This window comes from Flavisphingopyxis soli (genome assembly GCF_007995095.1).
GTDB classification, from domain to species: domain Bacteria; phylum Pseudomonadota; class Alphaproteobacteria; order Sphingomonadales; family Sphingomonadaceae; genus Flavisphingopyxis; species Flavisphingopyxis soli.
The window spans coordinates 238,318-263,735 of sequence record NZ_VOPY01000002.1; the positions used below are offsets into that span (position 1 = coordinate 238,318).

The 25,418-nt window shown below is 66.6% G+C and carries 29 protein-coding genes and 1 tRNA gene; 19 read left to right on the plus strand and 11 right to left on the minus strand.

Annotated features, from left to right (window positions below):
- Window positions 1-50 precede the first annotated feature (50 nt).
- The 3 genes from rph (at window position 51) to FSZ31_RS07800 (ending at window position 2,805) form a co-directional block, all read left to right on the plus strand.
- Window positions 51-779 (plus strand): ribonuclease PH, encoded by a 729-nt coding sequence (rph, locus tag FSZ31_RS07790; protein ID WP_147122811.1) that lies wholly within the window; start codon window positions 51-53, stop codon window positions 777-779.
- On the plus strand, window positions 776-1,411 hold the full coding sequence (locus FSZ31_RS07795) for a non-canonical purine NTP pyrophosphatase (RefSeq protein WP_147122812.1): 636 nt from the start codon (window positions 776-778) through the stop codon (window positions 1,409-1,411). The genes rph and FSZ31_RS07795 overlap by 4 nt, the downstream gene beginning before the upstream one ends.
- 110 nt (window positions 1,412-1,521) lie before the next feature.
- A complete protein-coding gene (locus FSZ31_RS07800; protein WP_147122813.1) occupies window positions 1,522-2,805 on the plus strand; it encodes a SulP family inorganic anion transporter in 1,284 nt (427 codons plus the stop codon).
- A 17-nt stretch (window positions 2,806-2,822) separates the two neighbouring features.
- Here FSZ31_RS07800 and FSZ31_RS07805 read toward each other — a convergent pair whose 3' ends face one another.
- On the minus strand, window positions 2,823-3,413 hold the full coding sequence (locus FSZ31_RS07805; RefSeq protein WP_147122814.1) for a CAP domain-containing protein: 591 nt from the start codon (window positions 3,411-3,413) through the stop codon (window positions 2,823-2,825).
- Between FSZ31_RS07805 and hemW the strand changes: the two genes are divergently transcribed.
- Window positions 3,405-4,586, plus strand: a complete 1,182-nt coding sequence (gene hemW, locus FSZ31_RS07810) for a radical SAM family heme chaperone HemW (protein WP_147122815.1) — start codon at window positions 3,405-3,407, stop codon at window positions 4,584-4,586. The genes FSZ31_RS07805 and hemW overlap by 9 nt on opposite strands.
- An 80-nt stretch (window positions 4,587-4,666) precedes the next feature.
- Window positions 4,667-5,566: a tyrosine recombinase XerC gene (locus FSZ31_RS07815; protein WP_147122816.1), complete on the plus strand. Its 900-nt coding sequence runs from the start codon at window positions 4,667-4,669 to the stop codon at window positions 5,564-5,566.
- An 11-nt stretch (window positions 5,567-5,577) separates the two neighbouring features.
- Here the strand turns inward: FSZ31_RS07815 and gshB are convergent, their stop codons facing one another.
- The 3 genes from gshB to rsmI are packed head-to-tail and all read right to left on the minus strand — an operon-like array spanning window position 5,578 to window position 7,747.
- Window positions 5,578-6,534 (minus strand): glutathione synthase, encoded by a 957-nt coding sequence (gene gshB, locus FSZ31_RS07820; RefSeq protein ID WP_147122817.1) that lies wholly within the window; start codon window positions 6,532-6,534, stop codon window positions 5,578-5,580.
- An 8-nt stretch (window positions 6,535-6,542) separates the two neighbouring features.
- The gene (locus FSZ31_RS07825; protein WP_147122818.1) at window positions 6,543-6,905 is read right to left on the minus strand and encodes a YraN family protein; all 363 of its coding nucleotides are present in this window, start codon (window positions 6,903-6,905) and stop codon (window positions 6,543-6,545) included.
- The gene (rsmI, locus tag FSZ31_RS07830; RefSeq protein WP_147122819.1) at window positions 6,902-7,747 is read right to left on the minus strand and encodes a 16S rRNA (cytidine(1402)-2'-O)-methyltransferase; all 846 of its coding nucleotides are present in this window, start codon (window positions 7,745-7,747) and stop codon (window positions 6,902-6,904) included. The genes FSZ31_RS07825 and rsmI overlap by 4 nt, the downstream gene beginning before the upstream one ends.
- Window positions 7,748-7,757: 10 nt before the next feature.
- Here rsmI and FSZ31_RS07835 point away from each other — a divergent pair, with 10 nt between their 5' ends.
- Window positions 7,758-8,963 carry a penicillin-binding protein activator gene (locus FSZ31_RS07835; RefSeq protein ID WP_236643722.1) on the plus strand — a complete coding sequence of 402 codons (1,206 nt, stop codon included), beginning with the start codon at window positions 7,758-7,760 and terminating at the stop codon, window positions 8,961-8,963.
- A gap of 87 nt (window positions 8,964-9,050) precedes the next feature.
- On the opposite strand, the gene fsa is transcribed toward FSZ31_RS07835, so the two are convergent.
- Window positions 9,051-9,704 carry a fructose-6-phosphate aldolase gene (gene fsa, locus FSZ31_RS07840; RefSeq protein WP_147122820.1) on the minus strand — a complete coding sequence of 218 codons (654 nt, stop codon included), beginning with the start codon at window positions 9,702-9,704 and terminating at the stop codon, window positions 9,051-9,053.
- Window positions 9,705-9,963: 259 nt separating this feature from the next.
- The gene (locus FSZ31_RS07845) at window positions 9,964-10,650 is read right to left on the minus strand and encodes a DUF4197 domain-containing protein (protein ID WP_147122821.1); all 687 of its coding nucleotides are present in this window, start codon (window positions 10,648-10,650) and stop codon (window positions 9,964-9,966) included.
- A 65-nt stretch (window positions 10,651-10,715) separates the two neighbouring features.
- Between FSZ31_RS07845 and radA the strand changes: the two genes are divergently transcribed.
- From radA to FSZ31_RS07865, 4 genes are all read left to right on the plus strand, one after another.
- Window positions 10,716-12,089: a DNA repair protein RadA gene (radA, locus tag FSZ31_RS07850; RefSeq protein ID WP_147122822.1), complete on the plus strand. Its 1,374-nt coding sequence runs from the start codon at window positions 10,716-10,718 to the stop codon at window positions 12,087-12,089.
- Window positions 12,090-12,189: 100 nt separating this feature from the next.
- Window positions 12,190-12,699: a CvpA family protein gene (locus tag FSZ31_RS07855; protein ID WP_147122823.1), complete on the plus strand. Its 510-nt coding sequence runs from the start codon at window positions 12,190-12,192 to the stop codon at window positions 12,697-12,699.
- The gene (locus tag FSZ31_RS07860) at window positions 12,696-13,130 is read left to right on the plus strand and encodes an iron-sulfur cluster assembly scaffold protein (protein WP_147122824.1); all 435 of its coding nucleotides are present in this window, start codon (window positions 12,696-12,698) and stop codon (window positions 13,128-13,130) included. Before FSZ31_RS07855 ends, FSZ31_RS07860 begins: the two co-directional genes overlap by 4 nt.
- Window positions 13,131-13,146: 16 nt before the next feature.
- The gene (locus FSZ31_RS07865; RefSeq protein ID WP_147122825.1) at window positions 13,147-14,940 is read left to right on the plus strand and encodes a cation:proton antiporter domain-containing protein; all 1,794 of its coding nucleotides are present in this window, start codon (window positions 13,147-13,149) and stop codon (window positions 14,938-14,940) included.
- On the opposite strand, the gene aroB is transcribed toward FSZ31_RS07865, so the two are convergent.
- Complete coding sequence (gene aroB / locus FSZ31_RS07870; protein ID WP_147122826.1) at window positions 14,937-16,040, minus strand: 3-dehydroquinate synthase; 1,104 nt, start codon at window positions 16,038-16,040, stop codon at window positions 14,937-14,939. The two genes, FSZ31_RS07865 and aroB, sit on opposite strands and share 4 nt — an antisense overlap.
- Window positions 16,028-16,624: a shikimate kinase gene (locus tag FSZ31_RS07875; RefSeq protein WP_147122827.1), complete on the minus strand. Its 597-nt coding sequence runs from the start codon at window positions 16,622-16,624 to the stop codon at window positions 16,028-16,030. The genes aroB and FSZ31_RS07875 overlap by 13 nt, the downstream gene beginning before the upstream one ends.
- 43 nt (window positions 16,625-16,667) lie before the next feature.
- On the opposite strand from FSZ31_RS07875, the gene FSZ31_RS07880 reads away from it, so the two are divergent.
- The 5 genes from FSZ31_RS07880 (at window position 16,668) to FSZ31_RS07900 (ending at window position 22,233) form a co-directional block, all read left to right on the plus strand.
- Window positions 16,668-16,865 (plus strand): hypothetical protein, encoded by a 198-nt coding sequence (locus FSZ31_RS07880; protein WP_147122828.1) that lies wholly within the window; start codon window positions 16,668-16,670, stop codon window positions 16,863-16,865.
- Between the two features lie 10 nt (window positions 16,866-16,875).
- Window positions 16,876-18,690 (plus strand): hypothetical protein, encoded by a 1,815-nt coding sequence (locus FSZ31_RS07885; RefSeq protein ID WP_147122829.1) that lies wholly within the window; start codon window positions 16,876-16,878, stop codon window positions 18,688-18,690.
- A gap of 15 nt (window positions 18,691-18,705) precedes the next feature.
- Window positions 18,706-19,647, plus strand: coding sequence for a tyrosine recombinase (locus FSZ31_RS07890; protein WP_268934268.1), 942 nt, complete (start codon window positions 18,706-18,708; stop codon window positions 19,645-19,647).
- A 35-nt stretch (window positions 19,648-19,682) separates the two neighbouring features.
- Window positions 19,683-20,633 carry an acetyl-CoA carboxylase carboxyltransferase subunit alpha gene (locus FSZ31_RS07895; RefSeq protein WP_147122830.1) on the plus strand — a complete coding sequence of 317 codons (951 nt, stop codon included), beginning with the start codon at window positions 19,683-19,685 and terminating at the stop codon, window positions 20,631-20,633.
- Window positions 20,634-20,727: 94 nt separating this feature from the next.
- On the plus strand, window positions 20,728-22,233 hold the full coding sequence (locus tag FSZ31_RS07900) for a M48 family metalloprotease (protein ID WP_456236446.1): 1,506 nt from the start codon (window positions 20,728-20,730) through the stop codon (window positions 22,231-22,233).
- 117 nt (window positions 22,234-22,350) lie between these two features.
- Here the strand turns inward: FSZ31_RS07900 and FSZ31_RS07905 are convergent, their stop codons facing one another.
- The gene (locus FSZ31_RS07905; RefSeq protein WP_147122831.1) at window positions 22,351-22,515 is read right to left on the minus strand and encodes a Flp family type IVb pilin; all 165 of its coding nucleotides are present in this window, start codon (window positions 22,513-22,515) and stop codon (window positions 22,351-22,353) included.
- A 92-nt stretch (window positions 22,516-22,607) separates the two neighbouring features.
- On the minus strand, window positions 22,608-22,781 hold the full coding sequence (locus tag FSZ31_RS07910) for a Flp family type IVb pilin (protein WP_147122832.1): 174 nt from the start codon (window positions 22,779-22,781) through the stop codon (window positions 22,608-22,610).
- A 107-nt stretch (window positions 22,782-22,888) separates the two neighbouring features.
- On the opposite strand from FSZ31_RS07910, the gene FSZ31_RS07915 reads away from it, so the two are divergent.
- On the plus strand, window positions 22,889-23,284 hold the full coding sequence (locus tag FSZ31_RS07915) for an NUDIX domain-containing protein (protein WP_147122833.1): 396 nt from the start codon (window positions 22,889-22,891) through the stop codon (window positions 23,282-23,284).
- Between the two features lie 4 nt (window positions 23,285-23,288).
- Here the strand turns inward: FSZ31_RS07915 and FSZ31_RS07920 are convergent, their stop codons facing one another.
- On the minus strand, window positions 23,289-24,107 hold the full coding sequence (locus FSZ31_RS07920; protein ID WP_147122834.1) for a class I SAM-dependent methyltransferase: 819 nt from the start codon (window positions 24,105-24,107) through the stop codon (window positions 23,289-23,291).
- Window positions 24,108-24,150: 43 nt separating this feature from the next.
- Here FSZ31_RS07920 and FSZ31_RS07925 point away from each other — a divergent pair, with 43 nt between their 5' ends.
- The 3 genes from FSZ31_RS07925 to FSZ31_RS07935 all read left to right on the plus strand — a co-directional run bounded on the left by FSZ31_RS07925 (window position 24,151) and on the right by FSZ31_RS07935 (window position 25,407).
- Complete coding sequence (locus FSZ31_RS07925) at window positions 24,151-24,924, plus strand: ComF family protein (protein WP_147122835.1); 774 nt, start codon at window positions 24,151-24,153, stop codon at window positions 24,922-24,924.
- 54 nt (window positions 24,925-24,978) lie between these two features.
- Window positions 24,979-25,254, plus strand: a complete 276-nt coding sequence (grxC, locus tag FSZ31_RS07930; RefSeq protein ID WP_147122836.1) for a glutaredoxin 3 — start codon at window positions 24,979-24,981, stop codon at window positions 25,252-25,254.
- 76 nt (window positions 25,255-25,330) lie between these two features.
- Window positions 25,331-25,407 (plus strand) — tRNA-Arg (locus tag FSZ31_RS07935).
- Window positions 25,408-25,418 lie beyond the last annotated feature (11 nt).

The window sequence follows — 25,418 nt, forward strand, 5'->3', positions numbered from 1 at the left end:
CTCGGCGCAAGGTCGCTAGGGCGTGGGCATCATTCACAGGAGACGAATTCATGCGACCATCGGGCCGTGCGCCAGACGAAATGCGCGCCATCACCATCGAGACGGGCTATACCCGCCATGCCGAAGGGTCGGTGCTGGTCAGCTTCGGCGACACGCGCGTGCTGTGCACCGCGAGCGTCGAAAAGGGCGTGCCGCCGTGGCTGCGCGGCAAGGGCGAGGGCTGGGTAACGGGCGAATACGGCATGCTGCCACGTGCCACGCATACGCGCGGCAATCGCGAGGCAGCGCGCGGCAAGCAGTCGGGCCGGACGCAGGAAATCCAGCGCCTGATCGGGCGTTCGCTCCGTTCGGTGGTCGACCTCAAGGCGCTCGGTGAACGCCAGATCACGCTCGATTGCGACGTGCTCCAGGCCGATGGCGGCACGCGGACCGCCTCGATCAGCGGCGCGTGGGTCGCATTGCGCCTCGCGGTTGACGGGCTGCTGCGCGACAAGCTTATCAAGACCGACCCGATCGCACAGAAGATCGCCGCGATCAGCTGCGGTATCCATAACGGCACGCCCGTCCTCGATCTCGATTACGACGAGGACAGCAATGCCCAGGCCGACGCCAATTTCGTCCTGACCGGCGACGGCAAGCTCGCCGAAGTGCAGGCAACCGCCGAGGGCGCGACCTTTGACGAAGAGGAACTGTTGCGCCTGCTGCGCCTCGCGCGGATCGGCTGCAACGGCATCTTCGCGGCGCAGGACGCCGCGGTCGACAAGGTGCGCGCAGCATGAGCGCCGGGGCGGGAGAGCAGGCGATCCGCAAACTCGCCCCCGGTCGGCTGGTGATCGCCAGCCACAATGCGGGCAAGGTGCGTGAAATCGGCGCCTTGCTCGCGCCTTACGGCATAGAGACGGTCTCGGCCGCAGCGCTCGACCTGCCCGAGCCGGTCGAGAACGGCACGACCTTCATCGCCAACGCCGAACTCAAGGCGCTCCAGGCTGCCGATCTGTCGGGTCTGCCCGCGCTCGCCGATGACAGCGGCCTGTGCGTCGCGGCATTGGGCGACGAGCCGGGAATATTCTCGGCGCGCTGGGCAGAGCTCGACGACGGCAGCCGCGATTTCGCCGAGGCGATGCGCCGCGTCGAGGCGCGCCTGCAGGACGCGGGGCCCGACGCGCCGCGCGATGCGCACTTCACCTGCGCGCTGACGCTCGCCTGGCCCGACGGGCACAGCGAAAGTTTCGAAGGGCGCATCGATGGCCTGCTCGCCTGGCCACCGCGCGGGCGGAATGGCTTCGGCTATGACGCGATGTTCGTGCCCAATGGCCATCAGCAGACCTTCGGCGAGATGGATGCTGCGGCGAAGCATGCAATGAGCCATCGCTCGCGCGCATTTGAAATGCTCGTTGCCACCGTTTTCTGATCGCTCGCAGTCGCGTGATTGCGCGATTTGCCACGCAAACCCGCCGTTCGCGCTAGCCAGCGGCGCGCAATGCTTGGCTCGACGGGCGCAATGCGCCTAGGCGATAGGGCGTGAAGCCCAAGATCCTCACCACGATGGTCGGTTATACACCGCGCCAGTTCGCCGCCGACGGCCTTGCCGGCATAACCGTTGCGCTGGTCGCGCTGCCGCTCAGCATCGCCATCGCGATAGCATCGGGCGCGCCGCCGGCGGCGGGCCTGATCACGGCGGTCGTCGCAGGGTTCCTGATATCGGCGCTCGGCGGCAGCCGGGTCCAGATCGGCGGCCCGACCGGAGCGTTCATCGTCGTTGTCTATGGCATCATCCACACGCACGGTTTCGACGGCTTGCTCGTCGCGACACTGATGGCAGGCGTCATATTGCTGGCGGCTGGCCTGATGCGCGCGGGACGGCTGATCCGCCACATTCCAGAGGCGGTGATCGAAGGCTTTACGATTGGCATCGCGATCGTCATCGCGGTCGGCCAGCTGAAAGACCTGTCGGGGATGACCGGCGCTGCGCTGCCGGCTGATTTCCTTCCCAAACTCTCCGCATTGTGGGCGGCGAAGGCGACGATCGATCCGGTTGCGCTGGCAATGGGCGTGGGCTGTGTCGCCGCCATCCTCATCCTGCGCCGGATCGCGCCGAGATTGCCGTGGCTCGTCGTGATCGTCGCGCTGGCGAGCGGAATCGCCTATTTCGGCCTGCCGTCGATCGAGTCGGTCGCGGGGCGCTACGGTGCGCTGCCGCAGGGCCTGCCAGTGCCGCATCTTCCGACGATCGACGGCGCAAGGCTCGTTGCGCTGCTCCCTGCGGCGGTGACGATCGCCTTTCTCGCCGGGATCGAATCGCTGCTGTCGGCGATCGTCGCTGACCGGATGATCGGCGCGGCGCACCGGTCAAACGCCGAGCTGATCGCGCAAGGCGCGGCCAACATCGCCTCGCCGCTGTTTGGTGGCCTGCCGGCGACGGGCGCGATTGCACGCACCGCGACCAACGTCAGCGCGGGCGGACGGACGCCGGTTGCGGGGATGGTCCACGCTGCGGTGATCCTGGCCGTCCTGCTGCTCGCGGCACCTTTGGCGGGCGCGCTTGTCCTGCCGGCGCTGGCGGCGCTGCTGATCGTGACGGCGTGGACGATGAGCGAACCGCACCGCTGGCCCGAGCGCCTACGCCTGCGCCGGTCCGATCTCGCATTGATGCTGCTGACGGCGGGGCTCACCGTCTTTGCCGATCTGACGCTGGCGATCGCGATTGGCACCGCCATTGGTCTCGCGCTCAAGCTGGCGCGGGGCGAGATCGACCCGCCCGACTGGCATACGCCGTTTCGCTGGGGCGGCGGCGGACCGCGATAGCCGCGAGCGGTCGGCGCCTAGAGCGGCGATTGCCCGAAGACATTGCCCACCGGGGTATAGCGGCAGACGAGGTAATCGTCGCTCGCATTGCTCGCCAGCGCGCAACCGACGCGCGTCGAGCTGCGCCAGATGATCTGCGTGTAATGCGCGACGTCGCCAAATCTTCCAGTGCTGCTGGTGTCGGGAATCCTGCCCGCGCGGTAATAGCGCCGCTCGGCGACCCAGGCGCCGACCATGTCGCCGTATGCATAGGCACCGCGCGTGCCCATCCACAGATTCTCGCCCTCGAGCCTCGCCGGATCGTGCGGCGCATGGGCGAAGCGGCGAGTCCTTGCCATCTCCTGCGCATAGCGCGCGGCATCGGCGACCAGTCCCGGATCCCAGACGAGCGGTGCTACTCCGACCGCGCGGCGCGCTTCGTTGTGGGCACTCAGCATCGCGCTACGCAACGCCGCATCGCCACGCGGGGCGGGGCGCGTGTCGGTCCAGCGTTTGGTGACAACGGGCGCGCCGCCGGCGGAGGCGACGCTGCACGCACTCAGCGCCACGAGGCCGAGCAGGGCTGGCAGCACGGCGGCGGTGCGCCTAAGGGCTTTACGATGAACCATGCGGCAATCCTCGATGAGCAGCGAAGCGATAGCGTGAACCCGTTGGCGCTCTATGTCCATTGGCCCTTTTGTGTTTCGAAATGCCCCTATTGCGATTTTAATAGCCATGTCCGCGATGCGGTCGATATCGACGCATGGCGTGATGCGATCATCGCCGACCTGGTTCATGAGGCGGCGCTGACGCCCGGACGCCCTCTGTCGTCGATATTCTTTGGCGGAGGCACGCCTTCTCTCATGCCGCCCGCGCTCGTCGCCGACATTCTCGCCGCCGCCGATCGCCACTGGGGCTTTGCCGCGGGCATCGAGATCACGCTCGAAGCCAATCCGTCATCGGTCGAGGCCGCGCGCTTCGGTGATTTGGCCGCTGCCGGGATCAATCGCGTCTCGCTCGGCCTGCAGGCGCTCGACGACGGCGCGCTCGCGTTTCTCGGCCGCGCGCATGATGTCGGTGAAGGCCTCGCCGCGCTCGATGTCGCGCAGGATGCGTTCGATCGCGTCAGTTTCGACCTGATTTACGCGCGTCCCGATCAGAAACTCGCCGATTGGGAGACCGAGCTGGCCCGCGCGCTGGCGTTCGGCACGGGGCATCTGTCGCTCTACCAGCTGACAATCGAGCCGGGCACGCGCTTTTCCACGCTGGCGGCAAAGGGCGAGCTGACGATTCCCGGCGGCGATGAAGCCGCCGACCTGTTCGAAACGACGCGCGCGATGACGACGGCGGCGGGGCTGCCCGCTTATGAGATCAGCAACCACGCGCGCATCGGCGAGGAAAGCCGCCACAACCTGACCTATTGGCGCTATGGCGATTATGTCGGCATCGGCCCCGGAGCGCACGGGCGGCGCGGCAAGGCGGCGAGCGAGCGGCACAAGAAGCCCGAAAACTACCTCGCCGCGGTCGCGCGCAATGCCCACGGGATCAAGGCTGAGGCCGATCTCGACCCCGCGACGCGCGCGACCGAGGCGCTGCTGATGGGCCTGCGGCTTGCCGAGGGCGTCGATCTCGCCGCGATCGCCGCCGACAGCGGCATTGCGCAAGGTAATCTGATCGACGCCCGCGCCGCTGATCAGTTGGCGGCGCTGGGGCTGCTGACGCGCGACGGCACGCGGGTCACCGTGACCGAGGCCGGAATGATCCTGCTCGACGCGATCCTGCCCAGGCTGGTGGCGATTTAGCGCGACGATCCCCCTCGCGCATGCTCGCGGGGCGAGAGGAGGGGTCTTCACCCCGCCGCCAAAGTCGCTACGCTGTTCGCATGACGCCTGCATCCGCCTTGATCGACCGCTGGCGCGACCATCTCGCGATCGAACGACGGCGCTCGGCGCATACCGTGCGCGCCTACACGACGACCGCCCAGCGATTGTGCGCATTCGTCATGGCGCATCGCGGCGAGGCGGTGACCGCAGCGCATATCGCCGCGCTGACCCCCGGCGACCTGCGCGCCTATCTTGCCGCGCGGCGTGGTGACGGCCTGTCGAACGCCTCGGCGGCGCGCGAACTGTCGGCGGTGCGCGGCTTCCTGCGCTTCGTTGGCGGCGAGGATGCGGTCGTGCCGCTGGTCAAGGGACCCAGGGTCAGCAAAGGCGTGCCACGCCCGGTCACGCCCGACGAGGCGGTCGCGCTTGCCGACGATCTCGCCGAGAGCGCTACCGATGCATGGACCGGCGCGCGCGATTGGGCGGTGCTGATGCTGCTCTACGGCGCGGGTTTGCGCATCGGCGAGGCGCTGTCGCTGACCGGATCCGTCATGCCGCTCGGCGATAGCCTGCGCGTTACCGGCAAGCGCGGCAAAACGCGTATCGTCCCGTTGCTCGCCACCGTGCGCGAAGGCATCGAGGCATATGTCGCTCTGTGCCCCTATGATCTCGTCGGCAACGCGCCGCTGTTTCGTGGCCAACGGGGCGGACCGCTGTCGCCCGCGATCATCCGCCGCGCAGTCCAGGCCGCGCGCACGCGGCTCGGCCTGTGCGATCGTGCCACTCCGCACGCGCTGCGCCACAGCTTTGCGACGCATTTACTGGCGGGAGGTGCCGATCTGCGCAGCCTGCAGGAACTGCTCGGCCATGCCAGCCTGACGTCGACGCAGGTCTATACCGCGGTCGACGCGGCGCACCTGCTCGACGTCTATCGCAGCGCGCACCCGCGCGCCGAGTGAGCCCGGGCGGGCTAGGCCATCGCCGCCAGCCGCCGATCGATCGCGTCCCAGATCATGCCGGGCGTATCGGTGCCGTTGAATGTATCGATTGCGACGATGCCGGTCGGCGAGGTGACGTTGATTTCGGTCAGCCACTCGCCGCCGATCACGTCGATGCCGGTGAAGATCAGCCCGCGGCGCTTGAGCTCGGGGCCCATCGCGGCGCAGATTTCCTCTTCGCGCGCGGTCAGCGTCGTCGCCTCGGCATGGCCGCCGGCGGCGAGGTTCGATCGGAACTCGCCTGCGCCGGGCTTGCGGTTGATCGCGCCGGCGATCTCTCCGTCGACCAGGACGATGCGCTTGTCGCCCTCGGCGACGCTCGGCAGGAACGCCTGGACCATGAACGGCTCGCGCCAGACCTGGCCAAACAGTTCGACCAGCGCGGAGAGGTTCATGCCGTCGTCGCCGATGCGGAACACCGCCTTGCCGCCGTTGCCGTGGATCGGCTTGACGACGATCGACCCGTGCTTGGCGTGAAACGCGCGCACTTCGTTCAGGTCGAGCGTGACGAGCGTCGGCGGCATGAAGCGCGCATAATCGAGCACCATCACCTTTTCGGGCGCGTTGCGGACCTGGACCGGGTCGTTGACGATCAGCGTGCGGTCCATGATCCGTTCGAGCAGGTGCGTCGCGGTGATATAACCGAGGTCGAACGGCGGATCCTGTCGCATCAGGACGACGTCGATGTCCCTGCCGAGGTCGATCACCTCCGCGTCGCCAAAGGCAAACCAGTCGGCCGCGTCGCGTTTGACCGTGACCGGATGCGCGCGCGTCGTCAGCGTATCGCCCTGCCAGGTCAGGTTGCGAACGTCATAATGCCACAGCCTGGCCCCGCGATCCTGCGCCGAAAGCATCAGCGCAAAGCTCGAATCGCCCGCGATGTTGATTCCATCGAGGGGGTCCATCTGGACGGCGACATTCAGGGTCATGGGCGTTCCTATCCTATCCACGCGTTGGCGATGTGGCGTGGCCAGCGGCGCGGCGCAAGGAGCAGTACGTCGATCCGCACGTCTTCGCCATGCGGGGCATAGCGCGGGGCGAGCGCATTGGCAGCGGCAGCGACGCGGCGCAGGCGGTTGCGGTCGATCGCACGGTCGAGCTCGGCATCGGTTGCGCGCCACTTGACCTCGACAAAGGCGACGGTGCGCGCCCGCCGGGCGATCAGGTCAACTTCGCCGCCGGGCGCGCGCACGCGCCGCGCGACGATCCGCCAGCCGTGGAGACGCAGGTACCAGGCGGCGAGGCTTTCGCCCTTGCGCCCGCGTTGCTCAGCGAGTTCGCGGCTTGGCGCGCGGCTCATTGACCGCCTTTCAGTGCCACCGCGCGGTCATAGGCGCGTTTGCGTTCGACACCGTGGTTGCGCGCTGCCTCCCGTGCCGCCTTGGCAACGGGCATATCGGATAGGAGATCGGTAAGGAGCGCATCGAGCGCCGCGTCGTCGAGATCGGCTGCGACAGCGGTGATCGGCGGCGCGATGACAATGACAATCTCGCCCTTGGGCGGCGCATCGACATAGCGGTCGGCAAGCGCAGGCAGCGTGCCCGTCACGCACTCCTCGTGCATTTTGGTGATCTCGCGCGCGACCGCCGCCTCGCGCGGGCCGAGAACATCGGCGAGATCGGCAAGGCTGGCGGCAAGGCGCGGACCGGTTTCGTAAAAGACGAGCGTCGCGCGCAGAGCGGCGAACTCGGCCGCGACATCGCGCCGCGCCTTGGTCTTGTTGGGCAGGAAGCCGGCAAAGACGAAGCGGTCGGTCGGCAGACCGGCGAGCGTCAGCGCGGCGATCGCGGCGCTCGGCCCCGGCAGTGTGGCAATCGTGATCCCCGCGGCTCGCGCGGCGCGCACCAGCTTGTAGCCCGGATCGGATATCAGCGGCGTGCCCGCATCGCTGACCAGCACGACAATGCCGCTTGCCGCGCGCGCGATCAGGGCATCCCTCGCGGCATCGTCACTATGGTCGTGATAGGCGACCATCGGGCGCTTGATGCCGAGGTGGTTGAGCAGCTTGCCGGTGACGCGCTTGTCCTCGCAGGCGACGAGATCGGCGAGCGCGAACAAGGATTTCGCACGATCGGACAAGTCTCCCAGGTTGCCGATTGGCGTCGCCACGATATAGAGACCTGAAGAGGGAGACGATTTCATGAGTACGGTCTTGGCAGATAGGCGATATGCGCCGCAAGCGCAGAGCGAATCGATGGGCCTGAAACGGCTTTGGCAGGCGCTGATGATCGCGTTTCTCGCGGTCCTCGTGACGGGGTGCCAGACGCTCCTGCCCAAGGGGCCGCAACGGACCGACCAGACGCCGACGACGCAGCCGACCGGACCCGGTGTAACCCCGGGCCTGCCAGGCGACGAAACGCGCCACCGCGTCGCCTTGCTCGTCCCGCAAAGCGGCGAGAATGCTGGCGTCGGTACCTCGATCGCCAACATGGCGACGATGGCGTTGCTCGATTCCAAGTCCGAAAGCGTGCGCATCACGACCTATGACACCGCGATGGGTGCCGCCAATGCGACGCGCCAGGCCATCGCTGACGGCAACAAGCTGATCCTCGGCCCGTTGCTCGCCTCCGACGTCAAGATCGCCGCGCCGATCGCGCGTGCTGCCAACGTCCCGCTGTTGAGCTTTTCGAACGACACGTCGGTTGCCGGCAACGGCACCTTCCTGCTCGGCTATGTCCCGTCGCAATCGGTCGAGCGCGTTGTCACCTTCGCCCGCTCCAAGGGCTATAAGAGCTTCGCTGCGCTGGCACCTGCGGGTCCCTATGGCGAACGTGCGCTCGCCGCGATGCGAAGCGCGGTCAAGGACCATGGCGGGGCGGTCATCGCCGCCGAACGCTACGACCGGTCGGCCGCGTCGATCACCGGTGCGGTGCGGCGGCTTGGACGCGTCTCGGGCTATGACGCTGTGCTGATCGCCGATGGCGGCCGCGTCGCGGTGCAGGCAGCGCCGATGCTGCGCGAGGCGGCGGGAGCTGACATGCGTTTCCTCGGCACCGAATTGTGGAACACCGACAGCTCGCTCGCGGGCGCGCCGGCGTTGCGCGGATCATGGTTCGCTAGCGTGTCGGACGGCTATTACGGCCAGCTCGCAAGCAAGTACCGCGCACGGTACGGCGAAACGCCGTTCCGCCTGTCGGCGCTGGGCTATGACGCGGTCCTGCTGACGGTGCGCGTGTCGCGCGACTGGAAGCCGGGAACGACCTTCCCGATCAACCGGCTGTTCGCCAGCGACGGCTTCGGCGGGATCGACGGCATCTTCCGCTTCGACAATCTCGGCATCGCCCAGCGCGCGCTCGAAGTCAGCGAAGTCGGCGCCGGCGGTTTCAAGGTCGTCGACCCGGCACCGACGAAATGGTGATCTAGCCGTTACCGTCATTGCGAGCGGCCAAGCCGCGCGGCACTCCTTGCGCCGCTTAACGCAATGACGGTGGCATAGCGTCTTGGCTTAGCCGATCGACTGACCGGTCTGCGCCCAATCCTTCATGAAGCCTTCGATGCCCTTGTCGGTCAGCACGTGCTTGAACAGGCTCTTGATCACAGCGGGCGGCATCGTCGCGACGTCGGCACCGATCTTGGCCGATTCGAGGACGTGGATCGGGTGGCGGATCGAGGCGACGAGGATCTCGGTGTCGAAATCGTAATTGTCGTAGATCAGGCGAATGTCGCTGATCAGCGCCATGCCGTCGAAGCCGTTGTCGTCGTGGCGGCCGACGAAGGGCGAGATGAATGTCGCCCCCGCCTTGGCCGCGAGCAGCGCCTGGTTGGCCGAGAAGCAGAGCGTGACGTTGACCATCGTGCCGTCGCTGGTCAGTTTCTTGCACGTCTTGAGCCCGTCGATCGTCAGCGGAACCTTGATCGCGACATTATCGGCGATCTTGCGCAAGATTTCGGCCTCGCGCATCATTCCGTCATGGTCGAGCGCGACGACCTCGGCGCTGACCGGTCCGTCGACCAGGCCGCAGATTTCCTTCGTCACCTCGATAAAATCGCGCCCCGCCTTCTTGATCAGCGACGGGTTGGTGGTGACGCCGTCGAGCAGGCCGGTGTCGGCCATTTCCTTGATGTCGGCGATGTCGGCGGTGTCGACGAAGAATTTCATGGTGCGGCTCCCGTGGCGCGGTGGATCGATTCGCCATCGCTATAGCGGGCAGGGACCGTGGGCGCACCCCACCGGGCCTTTCATCTCCCCCTCCCAACCCCGTATGTCCTGAGTAGCGCCGCAGGCGCGTATCGAAGGACCTGTTTCAACCCTACCTACCCCGCGAGAGTCCTTCGATACGGCTCTTCGAGCCTACTCAGGACGAACGGATGGGGAGAGAATTGCCCGCGTAAACAGGGGAACTGGCGAGGAGTGGCGTTTACAGCACCCCGAATACCCCTTGGATCAGCGCGCTGTTGCTGCTGCGCGGATTGGCGCGGATGGCGGCTTCCTCCTGGCCGATCGCGGCGTAGATGCCGTCGGATGCCTTGCGCGAAATATCCTGCGACAGGCCGTTGAAATCGATCCCGGTGGCGAGCCGCAAGGCTTCGCTGACGACTGCCGAATCGGCGAGGCGCAGTCCTTCGCCGATCGCGGGGAACATCGCGCTGACGAGGCTTTGGCCCATCACGTTGCGGAGCAGGCCGGTCGCGGCGGTCGGCCCGCCTCGAACGATTCTCAGCGCATCGGTGATGCTCATCGTGCGGATCGCGTCATAGACGAGCGGCGCAGCGCGCTCGGCACCGCGTTCGGCGGCACGATTGACCTGTAGGGTGAGGCGGTCCTTGACCGGCCCCGAGGTGAGCACGCGCGACAAAATCGATCCCGCGCCGTCGCCGCCGAGCTGCGCTGGCAGCGTGATGCGTGCGACCTCGCTGTCGAAAAATCCGTTGGGCCGCAGCAGATTGGCAAAGGCACGCTGCGACGAAAGCGTCAGCAGTTCGCGGATCGCATCGACCAGGCCAAAGCCGCCAAGGCCGGTCGTGCAACCGGGCAGGGCAAGGATCGGCAGCGCGAGCGCGCCGCTCATCAGGCGGCGGCGTGTGAGGATTGGCAATTCGGTCATAGGGTCATTTCCTTTTCGGTGGGGAAGGGCTGGCGTTCCGCCTTTGTTCCCGTTACACGCTGTGCATGGCGAAACTGAAACGCAGATATGTCTGTCAAAGTTGCGGCAGCGAATCGAATCGCTGGCAGGGCCAGTGCGCCGACTGCGCCGAATGGAATTCTCTGGTCGAGGAAAAGCCCGCCACCGTCTTCGCCGCCAAGCACGATCTGCGCGCCGGCGGACGCGCGGTTACGCTCGAAGGTCTCGACGGCGATATCCCGCTGCCCGACCGGCTGCCGACCGGCATTGCCGAGCTTGATCGCGCGCTGGGTGGCGGCCTCGTCGCGGGATCGGCGACGTTGATCGGCGGCGATCCCGGCATCGGTAAATCGACGCTGCTGCTCCAGGCGGCGGCGAAGCTCGCCAGCGCGGGCCATGCGGTCGCCTATATTTCAGGCGAAGAAGCGGCCGGACAGGTGCGTATGCGCGGCGTCCGCCTCGGCCTCGGCAAGGCGCCGGTCCAGCTCGCCGCGGCGACATCGGTGCGCGATATCCTGACGACTTTTGCGAACCGGCCCGCGCCCGCGATGCTGGTGATCGATTCGATCCAGACGATGCATAGCGACCTGATCGAGGGCGCGCCCGGGACGGTCAGTCAGGTCCGCGCATCGGCGCACGAGCTGATCCGCTTTGCCAAGGAGCGCGGGACCGCGTTGATCCTCGTCGGCCATGTCACCAAGGACGGCAGCATTGCCGGGCCACGCGTGCTCGAACACATGGTCGACACGGTGATGAGCTTCGAAGGCGAACGCAGCCACCAGTATCGCATCCTGCGCGCGCTCAAGAACCGCTTCGGCGGCACCGACGAGATCGGCGTGTTCGCGATGGGCTCCGACGGGCTCGACGAAGTCACTAACCCGAGCGCGCTGTTCCTGACCGACCGGACGAGCGACGTCGCCGGCGCAACGGTGTTTCCTGCGCTAGAAGGCACGCGCCCCGTCCTCGTCGAGGTGCAGGCGCTGACCGTGCGGCTGGCGAGCGGCGCGACCCCGCGCCGCGCGGTCGTCGGCTGGGATTCGGGGCGGCTGGCAATGATCCTCGCGGTTCTCGAATCGCGCTGCGGGCTGAGCTTTTCGGCGTGCGAAGTCTATCTCAACATTGCCGGCGGCTATCGCCTGACCGACCCCGCCGCCGACCTCGCGGTTGCGGGCGCGCTGGTCTCGGCGCTTGCCGAGCGACCGGTGCCGAGCGATGCGGTGATTTTCGGCGAAGTCGCGCTGTCGGGCGAGCTGCGCCCCGTTGCCCACGCCGAGCTGCGCCAGCGCGAGGCGGCCAAATTGGGCTTCACGCGCAGCCTCGTCCCGCGCGCGGTGGCGAACAAGGGCGGACCCAAGAACAGCAACGACGTCGCCGGCTTCGCCAATCTGCAGGCATTCGTCGATCATATGCTCGGGCGGTGACGCGATGATCGATAGATCGTGTTCGGTCTTCTCGACGCTTGAGCCGACGGCCGTCGCCGCCTAATAGCGGGCGCACGCTGTAGCCGGAACGATCGCATCCATGACCGCACTCGATATCCTCGTCATCCTGCTGCTCGGCTTCAATGCCACGATCGGGTTTCGTCGCGGCTTCGTCCACGAGGTTTTCGCTCTGGCTGCGCTGATCGCGGCGATCATCGTCGTGCGCCTGTTCCACGCCCCCGCCGCCGTCATCGCGCAGGATTATGTCGGCAACAGTTCGGGTGCCGCGATGCTCGCCTTTGCGATATTGTTCGGCGTGACGCTGGGCGTTGGGAAGTTCATTGCACACCGCATCGGACAGCGATCGCGCAGTTCGTTCATCGGGCCGTTCGACCGCGCGATCGGCGTGGGGTTCGGGCTGGTCAAGGGACTGGTCATCGCGACGGTCCTATTTTTGCTCGCGAGCCTCGCCTACAACACCGTCTACGGCCGCAACGCCGATCGCCCCGCCTGGATGACCGACAGCCGCAGCTATGCGCTGTTGAACGCGAGCGGGATCGCGATTACCGATCTGGTCGAACAACAGCGCAAGGGACACAGCGCATCATGAGCGGAGCACTCTACAATCGCGATATCATCCGGCTCGCCGCGCGGCTGGCCGATTATCCGATGCCCGATGCGCCGCAGGCACGGGTCGAGCGGCGCACCTCGGTGTGCGGCAGCCGGCTCGCTTTGGGGCTCGACCTCGACGACGGCGGCTGCGTCTGCCGCGTTGGCATCACGCCGCATCTGTGCGCGCTCGGCCAGGCATCGGCGGCCATTTTCGCCAGCCACTGCTGCGGCAAGTCGCGCGCCGAGTTGATCACCGCGCGTGACGCGATGAAGGCGTGGCTTGCCGATGGCGATGCGCCGACCCCTGACTGGCCCGAACTCGATGCGGTCGCCGATGCGCGCGCCGCGCCGTCGCGCCACGAATCGGTGATGCTCGCCTTTGAAGCGGGCGTCGAAGCGGCGTGCTGCGCTGGCGGCGAAGCCGCTTGAGCGCGGAGCGGCGCTGATGGACGCGCAGGCCGCAGCCGCGGCCGCGGCGAGCCAGTCGCTGCTCTATGAAGGTGTCCTGCTGCTCGGTGCGGCGCTTGTCTTCGTCATGATCTTCCGCAAGTTCGGTCTCGGCGCGGTGCTCGGCTATCTCGCCGCGGGCGCGCTGATCGGGCCGCAGGGGCTGGCGCTGGTCGGCGACGGCGAATCGAAGATGGCGATCGCCGAGATCGGCATTGTCCTCCTCCTGTTCCTCGTCGGGCTCGAGCTAAACCCCTCGCGCCTGTGGCGATTGCGCCGCGATATTTTCGGCTTCGGCTTCGCCCAGGTCATGTTGTGCGGCCTGGCGCTGTTTGCGGTTATCTATTTCACCACCGGCTTTACGCTCGCCGCAGCGATCGCGCTCGGTCTCCCGCTGGCACTGAGTTCGACCGCGCAGGTTCTGCCAGGGCTCAAGAGTTCGGGGCGGATCAACTCGCCATTTGGTGAGCGCGCCTTTTCGATCCTGCTGTTCCAGGACCTGTCGATCGTCCCGCTGATCACGATCATCGCGGCGCTGTCGCGTGCGCCCGCCGACCCCTCGGCGCCGCCGGGATGGATGCTCGGCGTCTATACGGTTGGGGCGATCGTCGGACTGGTGCTGGTCGGGCGCTTTGTCCTCAGCCCGCTGTTGCGGCTGGTCGGGCGGCTCGGCGAGCGCGAGCTGTTCGTCGTCGTCGGGCTGTTCACCGTCCTCGCCAGCGCGGCGGTGATGGAGGCACTGCACCTGTCGACCGCGCTCGGCGCGTTCATCGCCGGCGTGATGCTCGCCGATTCACCCTATCGCCACGAGATCGAAAGCGATGTCGAGCCGTTCCGCTCGATCCTGCTCGGCCTGTTCTTCCTCGCCGTCGGCATGGTCCTCGATATCCAGGCGATCATCGACAATCCGGTCTTCGTGCTGGCGATGGCGGCGGCGGTGGTGATCGTGAAGACGCTCGTCATCTATGGCCTTGCGCGATTGTGGAAGGTCGACAGCAAGCCCGCGCTCGGTCTCGCCTTGCTGCTCAGCCAGGGCGGCGAGTTCGGCTTCGTCCTGTTCGCGCAGGCGCGCGATGCGCTGCTGATCGAGAACGAGGCAGCAAGCCTGTTCGGCGCAATCGTGACGCTGTCGATGGCCTCGACCCCGTTCCTCATGATGATCGCGCGCCGGCTCGAATTTTCGGCGCCCAGGGACGATCCCGATATGGCCGATCCGGGCGAGGCCAAGCGCAACCGCGCGATTGTCGTCGGCCATGGTCGTTTCGGCCAGACCGTTGCGCAGATGCTGACTGCGGTCGACGCGTCGGTGACGCTGATCGACAAGAAGCCGCAACAGATCGAACTCAGCGAGGAATATGACGTCAAAGTCTATTTCGGCGATGGCCTGCGGCTCGATCTGCTGCGCCGCGCGGGCGCCGATCAGGCCGAGCTGATCGCGCTGTGCATCGACGACGGGGCGCTCGATCGCAAGGCGGTCGAAGCGATTGCCGAGGCCTTCCCGCAGGCGCAGTTGCTCGTCCGCGTGTTCGACCGTCGCCACCTGATCGCGATCGAACAGGCGGGGCATTGCGCGGCGGTGCGCGAGGTGTTCGAAGGCTCGATCTGCATGGGCCGGCTCGCGCTCGAGGCGCTCGAAACTACGGCCGAAGAGATCAACGACGTCGAACAGGCGTTCCGCCACAACGACCAGACGCGGCTCGACCTGCAGATCGAAAGCGGCGACCTGCACGCCGGCGACGAGCATCGTTTCCGGGTCGGCGACCGGGCACAAAGGCCCGCGGTCGAAGGCTAGGCTCGTGTCTCGTCGAGGAAGGCGGCGACGTCGTCTGGCGCAATCCCGTTGCGCAGCACCGCGCGGCCGATGTCTTCGGCAAGGATCAGCGTCAGGCCTCCGCCAGCAGCCTTCTTGTCGCGCATCATGAACTCGACGATCTGGCGAGAGTCCGCTTGGCCGATCGCATCGGGAATGCGCGTCGATAGTCCCGCATCGTCAATATGCGCCGAGACGCGCCGCGCGACGGCAGGATCGCACAGGCCGATCCGCGCCGAATAGGCATAGGCCAGCGCCATGCCCGCCGCGACGGCTTCACCGTGGAGCAAGGCGCCGTCATATCCGGCGAGCGCTTCGAAGGCGTGGCCGAAGCTGTGGCCGAGATTGAGCAGCGCGCGGGTGCCCGCGGTATCGTCCTCGTCGGCTTCGACGATGCGCGCCTTGGCCGCCACGCAGCGAGAGATCGCGTGCGACAGGGCGTCAGGATTGCGCGCCATGATATCCGTCACATTGGCTTCGCAAAAAGCATAGAAGTCCGCGTCGCCGATCAGCCCGTATTTGACGATCTCGGCATAGCCCGCGCGCATTTCGCGCTCCGGCAATGTGGCGAGGCAGCCGGGATCGATCAGCACGAGGCGCGGCTGGTGGAAGCTGCCCGCCATGTTCTTGCCAGCCTTCGTATCGACCGCGACCTTGCCGCCGACGCTGCTGTCGACCTGGGCGACGAGCGAGGTCGGGATCTGGACGATCGGCACGCCGCGCAGGTGCAGCGCGGCCGCCATGCCGGCCAGATCACCGACGACGCCGCCGCCGAGCGCGACGATCGCTTCGCCGCGCTGGACGCCGCGCGCCGCGAACGCGTCGCACAAAGCGGCAAGCTGATCCCAAGATTTGCTCGCTTCGCCCGCGGGCACCACGATCGGATCGATGGCAATGCCCGCCTTGTCTAGCGATGCGGCAAGCCGCGGCAGTTGAGCGCGCGCGACATTGTCATCGGTGACGACGGCGATGCGGGCGTTGCGCGCGTCGCTGGCGAGAAAATCGGCTGCGCGGTCGAGCAGGCCCGGAGCGATCAGTATGTCGCTGCGGCGCGATCCTAGGTCGACGGTCAGCCTTTCCATGCGGCAAGCTCCGTCAGGATGCTGGAGATCGTCCGGTCGTGGGGCGCCTGGCTCGATTCGACACGGATATCGGCCTGTGCATAGATCGGCAGGCGTTTTTCGGCGAGCGCGCCGAGCAGGGTCAGCGGATCGTCGCCGCGCAGCAACGGGCGGGTATCACGCCTGACGACGCGTTCGGCCAGCACGGCAAGGTCGGCGTCAAGCCAGACGCTGATCCCTCGCGCCGCGATCAAGGCGCGCGTTTCGGGATCGATGAACGCGCCGCCGCCGGTTGCCAGCACGATCGGCTCGCTGTCGAGCAGGCGGGCGATGACGCGGCGTTCGCCGTCGCGAAACTCTTCCTCGCCATAGCGTTCGAACATGTCGGCAATCGCCATGTCGGCGGCATGTTCGATCTCGCTGTCGGCATCGACGAAGCGGCGCTTGAGGACGCGCGCCAGGCGGCGCCCGACGGTCGTCTTGCCCGCGCCCATCAGTCCGACGAGGACGATCGTCCGCGATGCGACCGCTGGCGGCAATGGGCCGACCGCATTCGCCGCACGCGTGGGCGAAGGTTGGGGGCTGGTTTTCGGGTTCCGCTGCATGGATGCGCCCGCTATAGCTTTGCCATCGCGGCGGGCAAAGCTTTTGACCGACGACTGGCACCAAGCACGCGCCGCCGCATTTCTGTTCCGCCACCCCGGGGGTATCATGTCGCGTTCGCTCGTAATCATTTTGTTGTTGCTGGTGCTGCTCGTCGGCGGCCTGTTCTTCTTTGCCTCGCGCAACGGCGAACAGCCGGTGAGCCGCATCGAAACCCCGGTCCAGGCCGCTCCGGCGAAATAAGCGCAGCGCAATGACATCCGCTCCATCGGTCAATTCGTCCCGTCGTCGGCGCCTGGCGCTCGGCCTGTCGGGTGTAGCGTTGATCGCGCTGTCGCTGTCGGGGCCCGTCGCCAGCCAGGAATCGCTGCTGCCCCCGGGCTTTGGCGAGACGCCGGCTCCGACGCCCGCACCCGCGCCGCGACCCGCACCTGCGCCGACGCCGAGCGCTCCGTCGAATCCGGGGACAACGCCCGCACCGTCCCCTGCAACCAGCGAGGATGTCTCGGGCGAAACCGGCACCGACGAAGGCGACCAGAGCGACGTGCCTGCAGCGGTACGCTATGACCTGCCACCATCGGCGCGCCGCAGTCTCGACCAGTTCGGACCGCTCGGCACCGACGTCGGCGGGCTTGCCCCCGATGCGTTCGGCGCGAGCGGCGGCGAATATCTCAGCATCCTGATGCGCGAAACGCAGGCGCCGATCGCCTCGCGCTGGGCGTCGATCCTGCTCCGCCGCACGCTATTGTCCGATGTCGCCACGCCTGCGACGATCAATGGCGCCGACTGGGCTGCGGCGCGCGCCTCGTTGCTGCTCAGGATGGGTGATGCGCGCGGCGCGCAGGCGATCGTCCAGTCGATCGACAGCGACAACGCGACGCCGCGCCTGCTCAACGTTGCGCTGGGCACCGCAATGGCCAACGCCGATCCGGCAGGCCTGTGCCCGCTGGTCGACCAGGGGCTGAGCAAGACCAAGGACAAGCGCTGGGAAGTGGCGCGCAGCATGTGCGCCGCGATGGCGGGCGAGGCAGGTATCGCGTCGAGCACGATCGACCGGCTGCGCCGACGCGAGGGCGAGACGATCGATATCTTGCTGGCGCAGCGGATCGTCGGCGCGGGGGCCGCCGGGCGCCGGTCGGTGACCGTCCAGTGGGACAATGTCGACAAGCTCGACGGCTGGCGCTTCGGTCTCGCGACTGCCGCGGGGCTCGATATCCCCGACCGGCTGACGCAGAATTTCAACGCCCGGATGCGCGCATGGCGGATGGCGGCGGCAATGACGCCGATCGACGCGCGCGTCAGCGATGCCAAGGCCGCCGCGAGCATCGGTATCCTCTCGAACCGTGCCTATGGCGATCTCATCGGCTTTGCCGCGCGCAGCGGCGACCGCGGCGAGGCAACGCTCGCGCTCGCCGACGACCTGCGCACCGCCTTTGCCGATCGCCGGACGGCGAACCGGCTGGCGGCGTTGCGCGATATCTGGGGCGATGACGCGCACGGCAATGCCTATGGTGCCTACGTCCTCACCGCGCGTGCGGCGGCAACGATGCCGGTATCGGGCGACTATGGCGACGACGCCGCCCCGCTGATCGCGTCGATGCTGACCGGCGGCTTCGATACCGTGGCCGCGCGCTGGGCCAAGGCGCTCGACGAGGGGAGCCCGGCCTGGGCGATGGTGGCGCTCGCCGCGCCCAATGGCGGCATCGTGTCGTCGGGATCGATCGACAGTTTCAGCGGCGACGACAAGAGCGCCGAGCAACTCGCGACACGCTTCCTCGTCGCCGGTCTCGCCGGCCTCGGCCGGATCGATGACGGCACCGCGAGCAAATGGGCGCAGGATCTGGCGCTCGACCTGGGTCAGCAGACGCGCTGGTCGCGCGCAATCGATGCCGCCGCCTCGCGCGGCGAACCCGGTACCGTCGCGGTGCTGACCGCGGTCGGCATGCAGGGCAGGGGCTGGGACAAGGTCAGCCCGCGCCACCTGTTCCACATCGTCCGTGCTCTGCGTCAGGTCGGTCTCGAGCCCGAGGCGCGCATGATTGCGGCCGAAGCCATTGCGCGAAGCTAGGCGCGCGCGGACGCGGTGAACCCGCCTGTCGATCAAGGCAGCGATGCCGAGCTGATCGAGCGTTTCCTCGAGATGATGGCAGCCGAAAAGGGCTGCGCGCCGAATACGCTGGCGGCCTATCGCAGCGACCTCGAACAGGCGAGCAGACGGCTCGGTGGTCGCTTGGCGAGCGCCGATGGCGAAGCGATCCGTGCCGTCGTGCAGCATTGGTCGGGGCTCGCTGCCACGACGCTGGCGCGCAAACAATCGGCGCTGCGCAGTTTTTTTAGGTTTCTCGTCGAGGAAACGATGATCGGCGAGGACCCGACGCGCACGCTAGCCAGCCCGTCGCGCGGTCGTGCCTTGCCCCGAACACTCGATCGCGCGCAGATCGCGGCGCTGTTCACGCTCGCCGAAGAGCGCGCTGCAGCACCCGATGCGCGCGCCGCGATCCGGCTGCTGGCGCTGCTCGAACTGCTCTACGGCTCGGGGCTGCGCGCGACCGAACTCGTGTCACTGCCGCGCCGCGCGATCCGCATCGACCAGCCGTTCATGATCGTTCGCGGCAAGGGCGGGAAGGAGCGTCTCGTCCCTCTGTCCGATCGTGGCCGCGCGGTCGTCGCACGCTGGCTTGCCTTCGTCCCCGAGGATAGCGCATGGCTGTTCCCGAGCGGGAAGAACCATCTTTCGCGCGTCCGGCTGTTCCAGCTGCTGCGTGCGCACGCCGCCGATGCGGGCATAGCGCCCGACCGGATCAGCCCGCACGTCCTGCGCCACGCCTTTGCCACGCATCTGCTCGAAGGCGGCGCCGATTTGCGGGCCTTGCAAGTGATGCTCGGCCATGCCGATATCTCGACGACCGAAATCTATACCCATGTCGATGCCAGCCGATTGATCGAGCTGGTTAATGCGCGCCATCCGCTCGCCCGGCGCCCCGGTGGTAGCGCGGCGGCAGCGCGGCCCGACCAACCGCGTTGACGAACCGTCGTCCGCGCCCTACCGATCGCGCCGATATGGTCAGTTTCCTCGATTTCGAAAAACAGGTGGCGACGCTCGACGAGCGCATCCACGAACTGCGCGCCAGCGCGAGCGACGGTGTCGACATCCAGTCGGAAATCGACAAGCTCGAGGCCAAGTCGGCCAAGATGTTGTCGGACATCTATCGCAAACTGACGCCGTGGCAGAAGACGCAGGTCGCGCGCCACCCCGAGCGACCGCATTTCAAGGATTACGTCGCAGGGATTTTCGAGGATTTCGTGCCGCTCGCGGGCGACCGTGCCTTTGCCGACGATCACGCGATCATCGGCGGGCTGGCGCGGCTTGGGACCCGCAAGCTGCTCGTCATCGGCCATGAAAAGGGCGATGACACCGCGAGCCGCATCAAGCACAATTTCGGCATGGGCAAGCCTGAGGGCTATCGCAAGGCGATCCGCCTGATGGAACTCGCCGATCGCTTCGGCCTGCCGGTCGTATCACTGGTCGATACCTCGGGCGCTTTTCCAGGCATCCAGGCCGAAGAACGCGGCCAGGCCGAGGCGATCGCGCGATCGACGCAGGCGTGCCTCGAGCTTAAGGTCCCAATGATCGCCGCGATCGTCGGCGAAGGCGGCTCGGGCGGGGCGATCGCGCTTGCCGCAGCCAACCGCGTGCTGATGTTCGAACATGCGGTCTATTCGGTCATTTCGCCCGAAGGTTGTGCCTCGATCCTGTGGCGTACCGCCGAAAAGGCCGCAGATGCCGCGACCGCGATGCAGGTGACCGCCGACGACCTCAAACGCCTTGGCGTCGTCGATCGCATCGTTCCCGAACCGATCGGCGGCGCGCATCGCGTCCGCTCGGTCGCGATCGCCGCGCTCAAAAAGGCGCTTGGCGAAGAGCTGAACGATCTGGCCGGCAAGACGCCCGATGCGCTGCGCACCGAACGCGAGGAAAAATACCTCGCAATGGGGCAATTGGCGGGCTGACATTGCGACGGTCGCCGTTCGACGGAACCCCACCCCTGTTGACGGGTTTAGCTTTCATAACGGGAAGCTAACGAACCCCCAGGGAGACATTTCAATGAATTGCAAAGCCATCCTGCTCGCATCGGCGACAGCCCTCGCCCTTTCGGGCTGCACGACGATGGGCAATACCGGGGGCGGCGATGTCGTCGCCGGCCAGTCGGCCCCGATCACCAGCCAGGAACGCGCCGAGGGCGCCAAGAACCACCCCGAGATCCTGCAGGAGTTCGGCGGCACCTATCAAGGTTCACAGGCCGCCTATGTCACCCGCGTGGGTCAGAATATCGCGGTCCAGTCGGGTCTGTCGAATTCTGCTTCGTCGTTTACCGTGTCGCTGCTCAATTCGCCGGTCAACAACGCCTTCGCGATCCCCGGCGGCTATGTCTATGTCACGCGCCAGCTGATGGCGCTGATGAACAACGAAGCCGAACTGGCCGGCGTGCTGGGCCATGAGATCGGCCATGTCGCCGCGCGCCATTCGCAAAAGCGCCAGTCGAAGGCGCAGACCAACACCATTCTCGGCGTTCTCGGCACCGTCGTGGGCGGACTGCTCGGCAATGCCGGCGGGATTGCCAGCACCGTTGGTGGCCTGCTCCAGAACAACGCGCTGCAGGTCGCCCAGATCGCGACATTGGGCTATTCGCGCGGCCAGGAACTCGAGGCCGACCGCCTCGGCGTCCAGTATCTCGCGCGCGCCGGTTACGATCCGCGTGCCTTGTCGACGATGCTCGCCAGCCTTGCTGCGCAGGACGATCTCGAAGCGCGCGTCGCCGGTCGCGATGCGCGTTCGATCCCCGAATGGGCCAGCACCCACCCCGATCCGGCGTCACGCGTCGCCGATGCCCAGCGCATCGCGGCGAGCACCGGCGTCACTGGCGGGCGGCTCAATGAAGCCGCGTTCAAGGCGGCGGTCGATGGCGTGCTCTATGGCGATGATCCCGCCCAGGGTATCGTCGAAGGCCAGACCTTCCAGCATCCCGATCTGCGCTTCGCCTTCTCGGTGCCGCAGGGTTACGGCATGCAGAACGGCACGCAGGCGGTGACGATCAGCGGCCCCAACGGCCAGGCGATGTTCACCACCGCAGGCAGTTATAACGGCAACATGTCCGATTACCTGACGCGCGCGCTCAAGGGGATTGCCGGCGACACGCAGCTGCAGGTCGGCCAGGTCAGTCGCACGACGGTCAACGGCTTGCCTGCGTCCTACGTCACCGCGCGCGCGAATACGCAGTCGGGGGCGGTCGACATCACGATCTTCGCCTATGAATTTTCGAACACAAGCGCGTTCCACTTCGCGACGCTGACCAAGGCGGGCGATGCAGGCGTGTTCAATTCGATGTTCCAGAGCGTCCGTCGCCTCTCGGCGGCGCAGGCCGCGGCAATCAAGCCGCGCTATATCGATGTCGTGACCGTTCGTGCGGGTGACACGGTGGCGAGCCTTGCCAACCGCATGGCGTACGACAATTTCCGCACCGAACGTTTCCTGGTGCTCAATCGGTTGAGCGCGAATGCCCGGCTCAATGTCGGCGATCGGGTCAAAATCGTCGTCAAAGGCAATCGCTGAGGCAAAGATGCGCCGATCGCGATCGCAAACGGCGCGCATGAAAGAGGGCGGTGGAAGGTCCACCGCCCTTGTCCAGATCTGACGTCGCGTTCTCGCTCTCGCGAGAGGCGTCGCTGATTACTGGTTCATTGCCGTCGAGGCGTTCGTGAACGTGCCCTTGACGCTCGTGCCGACAGCCTGGAACGCGGTGATGCCTGCGACGGCGATCAGTGCGGCAATCAGGCCATATTCGATGGCGGTCGCGGCTTTGGTGTCGCGGATCATGGTTTTCAAAAATTTCATTTTTGGTCTCCTGAGGTTTCTAGCTTCTACCCGGCTGACCAAAAGGTTTTCGGCCAACGATCAAGGCTTATGGGAAAACCCTTTTCAAAAGATTAATTCATCGCCTTGGTGGACTCGGTTTCGATCGTATTCCACTTGGTCGAAGTCGAATCGGCGATGGCGGTGAACGCGCCGATGCATCCGACCGCGATGAACGCAGCGATAAGACCGTATTCGATTGCCGTAGCAGCGGTTTCCGACCGAAACAGGCCAACTATCTTGGTCATGATGGCGGGTCCCTTGAATGGAGCTGTAGTATCCAAAGGCGATTGATATGATGGATTTCGGTTAATTTATTATGAGGCACAGTCACATTTCCAATAGGTGTCCCATTATGATCGTGGCGGCTGCGGCCTTGCCGGGAGAGGGCGGCCGCTGGCTGCTCCAGAAACGTCCGGCAGGTGGTGACATGGCGGGTTTGTGGGAATTTCCGGGGGGCAAGGTCGAAGCAGACGAAGGCCCGGTCGATGCGCTGATCCGCGAATTGCACGAGGAATTGGGGATCGGGATCGCGGCGCGCGATGTTGCGCCGCTGACCTTTGCCAGCGGGCTGGCGGGCCCGCGCGACTTGCTGCTCTTGCTCTACCATGTGGCGACCTGGAGCGGCGACGTTACTGCGCTGCATGCCGATGAAATAGGCTGGTTCGACACCGCCTCGATCGCGCGCCTGGCGATGCCGCCGATCGACTATCTCCTGCTTGACAGCCTGCGCGAACGATCGCGGGGCTAAGCCGTCAGGGCTTGCTCGAGAGCGCGTCGCGCAACGACACTTTCGCGCTGCCACGACGTGCGGGCACGGGCTGCGAGGCATCGGGCGCCCAGCCGGTGAAATGCACCAGCGTCATGGTTTCGACGACCTGCCCGGTCTCGTCGCGCGCCGCCTCGAATGCCGTCTCGGCCCGGGCCACTGCGGAGCGGTCGAGCGCAGCGACGGGCCCGGCGAGGACATTAGTCAGGCCCGATCCGCGCAGGTCGCCGATCAGGCGGTCGAAGCTGCGATAGCGCAAGACGATGTCGTCGCGATCGATGACGGGAAGCGCGATGCCCGCGCGTTGCAACAGGTCGCCCATCGCGCGAACATCGACCTGCGGATGAAGCCGCACACGCGGGGTCTCGCCATCGGCGGCCGCCATGATGCGCCGGAGCGCGGGCAGGCTTCCCGCGCCCCAGAAGGCACCCATGATCATCCCGTCGGGGCGCAGCAGGCGACGGCAGCGGACCAGCGCCCCGGGGATGTCGGCGAGACTTTCCAGCCCGCCGGGCCACAGGATGCAGTCGAGCGGCGTCGCGCCTGTCTCGCGGTCAGCAAAGAGGCCGATCGCATCGATCGCTTCGAGCCGGAAGCCCAGCTGCTTCGACAGCGCGGCGGCCTCGTCGGGCGAACGATCGACCAGCAGGCCGGTCTCGAACCGGCGCGTGACATCGTCGAGCCGTTCGACGACCGCACCAAGAACGAGATCGGCGAGAAACCCCGTGCCGCTCCGCCGCGCGCGTTCGCGGCGTAGGGCCAGGCGATCGGTATCGAATATCTCTGGAACGGCCGGGCTGGTCATGCGGGCGCTTGTGCCGCGAGATGGCCGATGCCACAAGTCTGCCATGGCGGGCCCGCTCGCATTGCTGACTAGCCTCGTGCAACCAGCGCTCGATTACGCGCTACCGCCGCGTTGTCCCGCATGCGGCGAGATTGTCGACGGCGACCGGCGCCTCTGTCTCGCTTGCTGGAGCGCGATCGATTTCTTTTCCCCGCCCTGGTGCGCGTCCTGTCACCTGCCATTTGCGTTCGACCGCGGCGCGGGGGCGCAGTGCGCGCAATGCCTCGCCGCGCCACCCGATCACGACGGTGTTCTGGCGGCATTCGCTTATGGCGAGATTGCGCGCACGCTTGCGCTGCGGCTCAAATACGGCCGGCGGATCGGCCTCGCCCGTTTGGCCGCCGACCATATCGCGCGCAACCTGCCCGACGACATGGACGGCTGGACGATCGTCCCGGTTCCGCTCCATCGCTGGCGGCTGTGGTCGCGCGGTTTCAATCAATCGATGCTGATCGCCCGTCAGATCGGCCACGACCGGGGGCTTCGCGTCAACGCGGACTGGATCACGCGGGTCAAGCCGACGCCGCCGCTCAGGGGCCTTGGCAAATCGGCGCGCGCCAAGCAGATGCGCGGCGCCTTTGCCGTTCCGGCAGATGTTCGCGCGGCGGTGCGTGGCGCGCGGATCCTGCTCGTCGATGATGTCTATGCCAGTGGCGCGACGTCGGGGGCGATCGCCCGCACGCTCAAGCGGGCCGGCGCGCACAGCGTTGTCGTGGCGTGCTGGTCGCGCGTCGTGCACGACGATGATCGCGAGAGCGAGCGCGACCAGGCGCATTGACTAAATCGGCGATCATTCCGATATGGAGCTCAGGGAAAAAACAAGGATTTCAATGTGCCGGCCAAGGTTGAAATATATAGCAAATGGGGCTGCGGCTATTGCGTGCGCGCCAAGGCGCTGCTCGATCGCAAGGGCATCGCCTACGACGAGTATGACGTAACGATGGGCGGCGACCGCTTGGCCGAAATGCGTGATCGCGCCCCGTTCGCGCGCACAGTGCCGCAAATCTTCATTGGCGATCGTGGTATTGGCGGCAGCGACGAACTCGCCCAGCTCGACCGTTCGGGCGCGCTCGACGATATGCTTTCGGATACCGAAAATCCGGACTGAGCGCGGCCCGCGCCTCATTTGTCAAATTGACGCACCTCGCGCCGCGATAGTAGGGGCAGGGCAGGGGATCGTTCCCGCGCCCGTAGCTCAGTCGGATAGAGCATCGGATTCCTAATCCGGAGGCCACAGGTTCGAATCCTGTCGGGCGCACCATTCGCGGCAAA

What these genes read in the sequence shown, in the direction of transcription:
- FSZ31_RS07910 (WP_147122832.1), bottom strand. Translation starts at nt 22,781, where the DNA reads ATGACCAAGATAGTTGGCCTGTTTCGGTCGGAAACCGCTGCTACGGCA.
- FSZ31_RS07920 (WP_147122834.1), bottom strand. Translation starts at nt 24,107, where the DNA reads ATGACCAGCCCGGCCGTTCCAGAGATATTCGATACCGATCGCCTGGCC.
- FSZ31_RS07815 (WP_147122816.1), top strand. Translation starts at nt 4,667, where the DNA reads ATGACGCCTGCATCCGCCTTGATCGACCGCTGGCGCGACCATCTCGCG.
- gshB (WP_147122817.1), bottom strand. Translation starts at nt 6,534, where the DNA reads ATGACCCTGAATGTCGCCGTCCAGATGGACCCCCTCGATGGAATCAAC.
- rph (WP_147122811.1), top strand. Translation starts at nt 51, where the DNA reads ATGCGACCATCGGGCCGTGCGCCAGACGAAATGCGCGCCATCACCATC.
- FSZ31_RS07795 (WP_147122812.1), top strand. Translation starts at nt 776, where the DNA reads ATGAGCGCCGGGGCGGGAGAGCAGGCGATCCGCAAACTCGCCCCCGGT.
- FSZ31_RS07900 (WP_456236446.1), top strand. Translation starts at nt 20,728, where the DNA reads ATGAATTGCAAAGCCATCCTGCTCGCATCGGCGACAGCCCTCGCCCTT.
- FSZ31_RS07895 (WP_147122830.1), top strand. Translation starts at nt 19,683, where the DNA reads ATGGTCAGTTTCCTCGATTTCGAAAAACAGGTGGCGACGCTCGACGAG.
- FSZ31_RS07845 (WP_147122821.1), bottom strand. Translation starts at nt 10,650, where the DNA reads ATGACCGAATTGCCAATCCTCACACGCCGCCGCCTGATGAGCGGCGCG.
- FSZ31_RS07875 (WP_147122827.1), bottom strand. Translation starts at nt 16,624, where the DNA reads ATGCAGCGGAACCCGAAAACCAGCCCCCAACCTTCGCCCACGCGTGCG.
- FSZ31_RS07825 (WP_147122818.1), bottom strand. Translation starts at nt 6,905, where the DNA reads ATGAGCCGCGCGCCAAGCCGCGAACTCGCTGAGCAACGCGGGCGCAAG.
- fsa (WP_147122820.1), bottom strand. Translation starts at nt 9,704, where the DNA reads ATGAAATTCTTCGTCGACACCGCCGACATCGCCGACATCAAGGAAATG.
- FSZ31_RS07885 (WP_147122829.1), top strand. Translation starts at nt 16,876, where the DNA reads ATGACATCCGCTCCATCGGTCAATTCGTCCCGTCGTCGGCGCCTGGCG.
- FSZ31_RS07860 (WP_147122824.1), top strand. Translation starts at nt 12,696, where the DNA reads ATGAGCGGAGCACTCTACAATCGCGATATCATCCGGCTCGCCGCGCGG.
- FSZ31_RS07915 (WP_147122833.1), top strand. Translation starts at nt 22,889, where the DNA reads ATGATCGTGGCGGCTGCGGCCTTGCCGGGAGAGGGCGGCCGCTGGCTG.
- FSZ31_RS07925 (WP_147122835.1), top strand. Translation starts at nt 24,151, where the DNA reads ATGGCGGGCCCGCTCGCATTGCTGACTAGCCTCGTGCAACCAGCGCTC.
- FSZ31_RS07865 (WP_147122825.1), top strand. Translation starts at nt 13,147, where the DNA reads ATGGACGCGCAGGCCGCAGCCGCGGCCGCGGCGAGCCAGTCGCTGCTC.
- hemW (WP_147122815.1), top strand. Translation starts at nt 3,405, where the DNA reads ATGAACCATGCGGCAATCCTCGATGAGCAGCGAAGCGATAGCGTGAAC.
- FSZ31_RS07805 (WP_147122814.1), bottom strand. Translation starts at nt 3,413, where the DNA reads ATGGTTCATCGTAAAGCCCTTAGGCGCACCGCCGCCGTGCTGCCAGCC.
- FSZ31_RS07905 (WP_147122831.1), bottom strand. Translation starts at nt 22,515, where the DNA reads ATGAAATTTTTGAAAACCATGATCCGCGACACCAAAGCCGCGACCGCC.
- radA (WP_147122822.1), top strand. Translation starts at nt 10,716, where the DNA reads ATGGCGAAACTGAAACGCAGATATGTCTGTCAAAGTTGCGGCAGCGAA.
- rsmI (WP_147122819.1), bottom strand. Translation starts at nt 7,747, where the DNA reads ATGAAATCGTCTCCCTCTTCAGGTCTCTATATCGTGGCGACGCCAATC.
- FSZ31_RS07855 (WP_147122823.1), top strand. Translation starts at nt 12,190, where the DNA reads ATGACCGCACTCGATATCCTCGTCATCCTGCTGCTCGGCTTCAATGCC.
- aroB (WP_147122826.1), bottom strand. Translation starts at nt 16,040, where the DNA reads ATGGAAAGGCTGACCGTCGACCTAGGATCGCGCCGCAGCGACATACTG.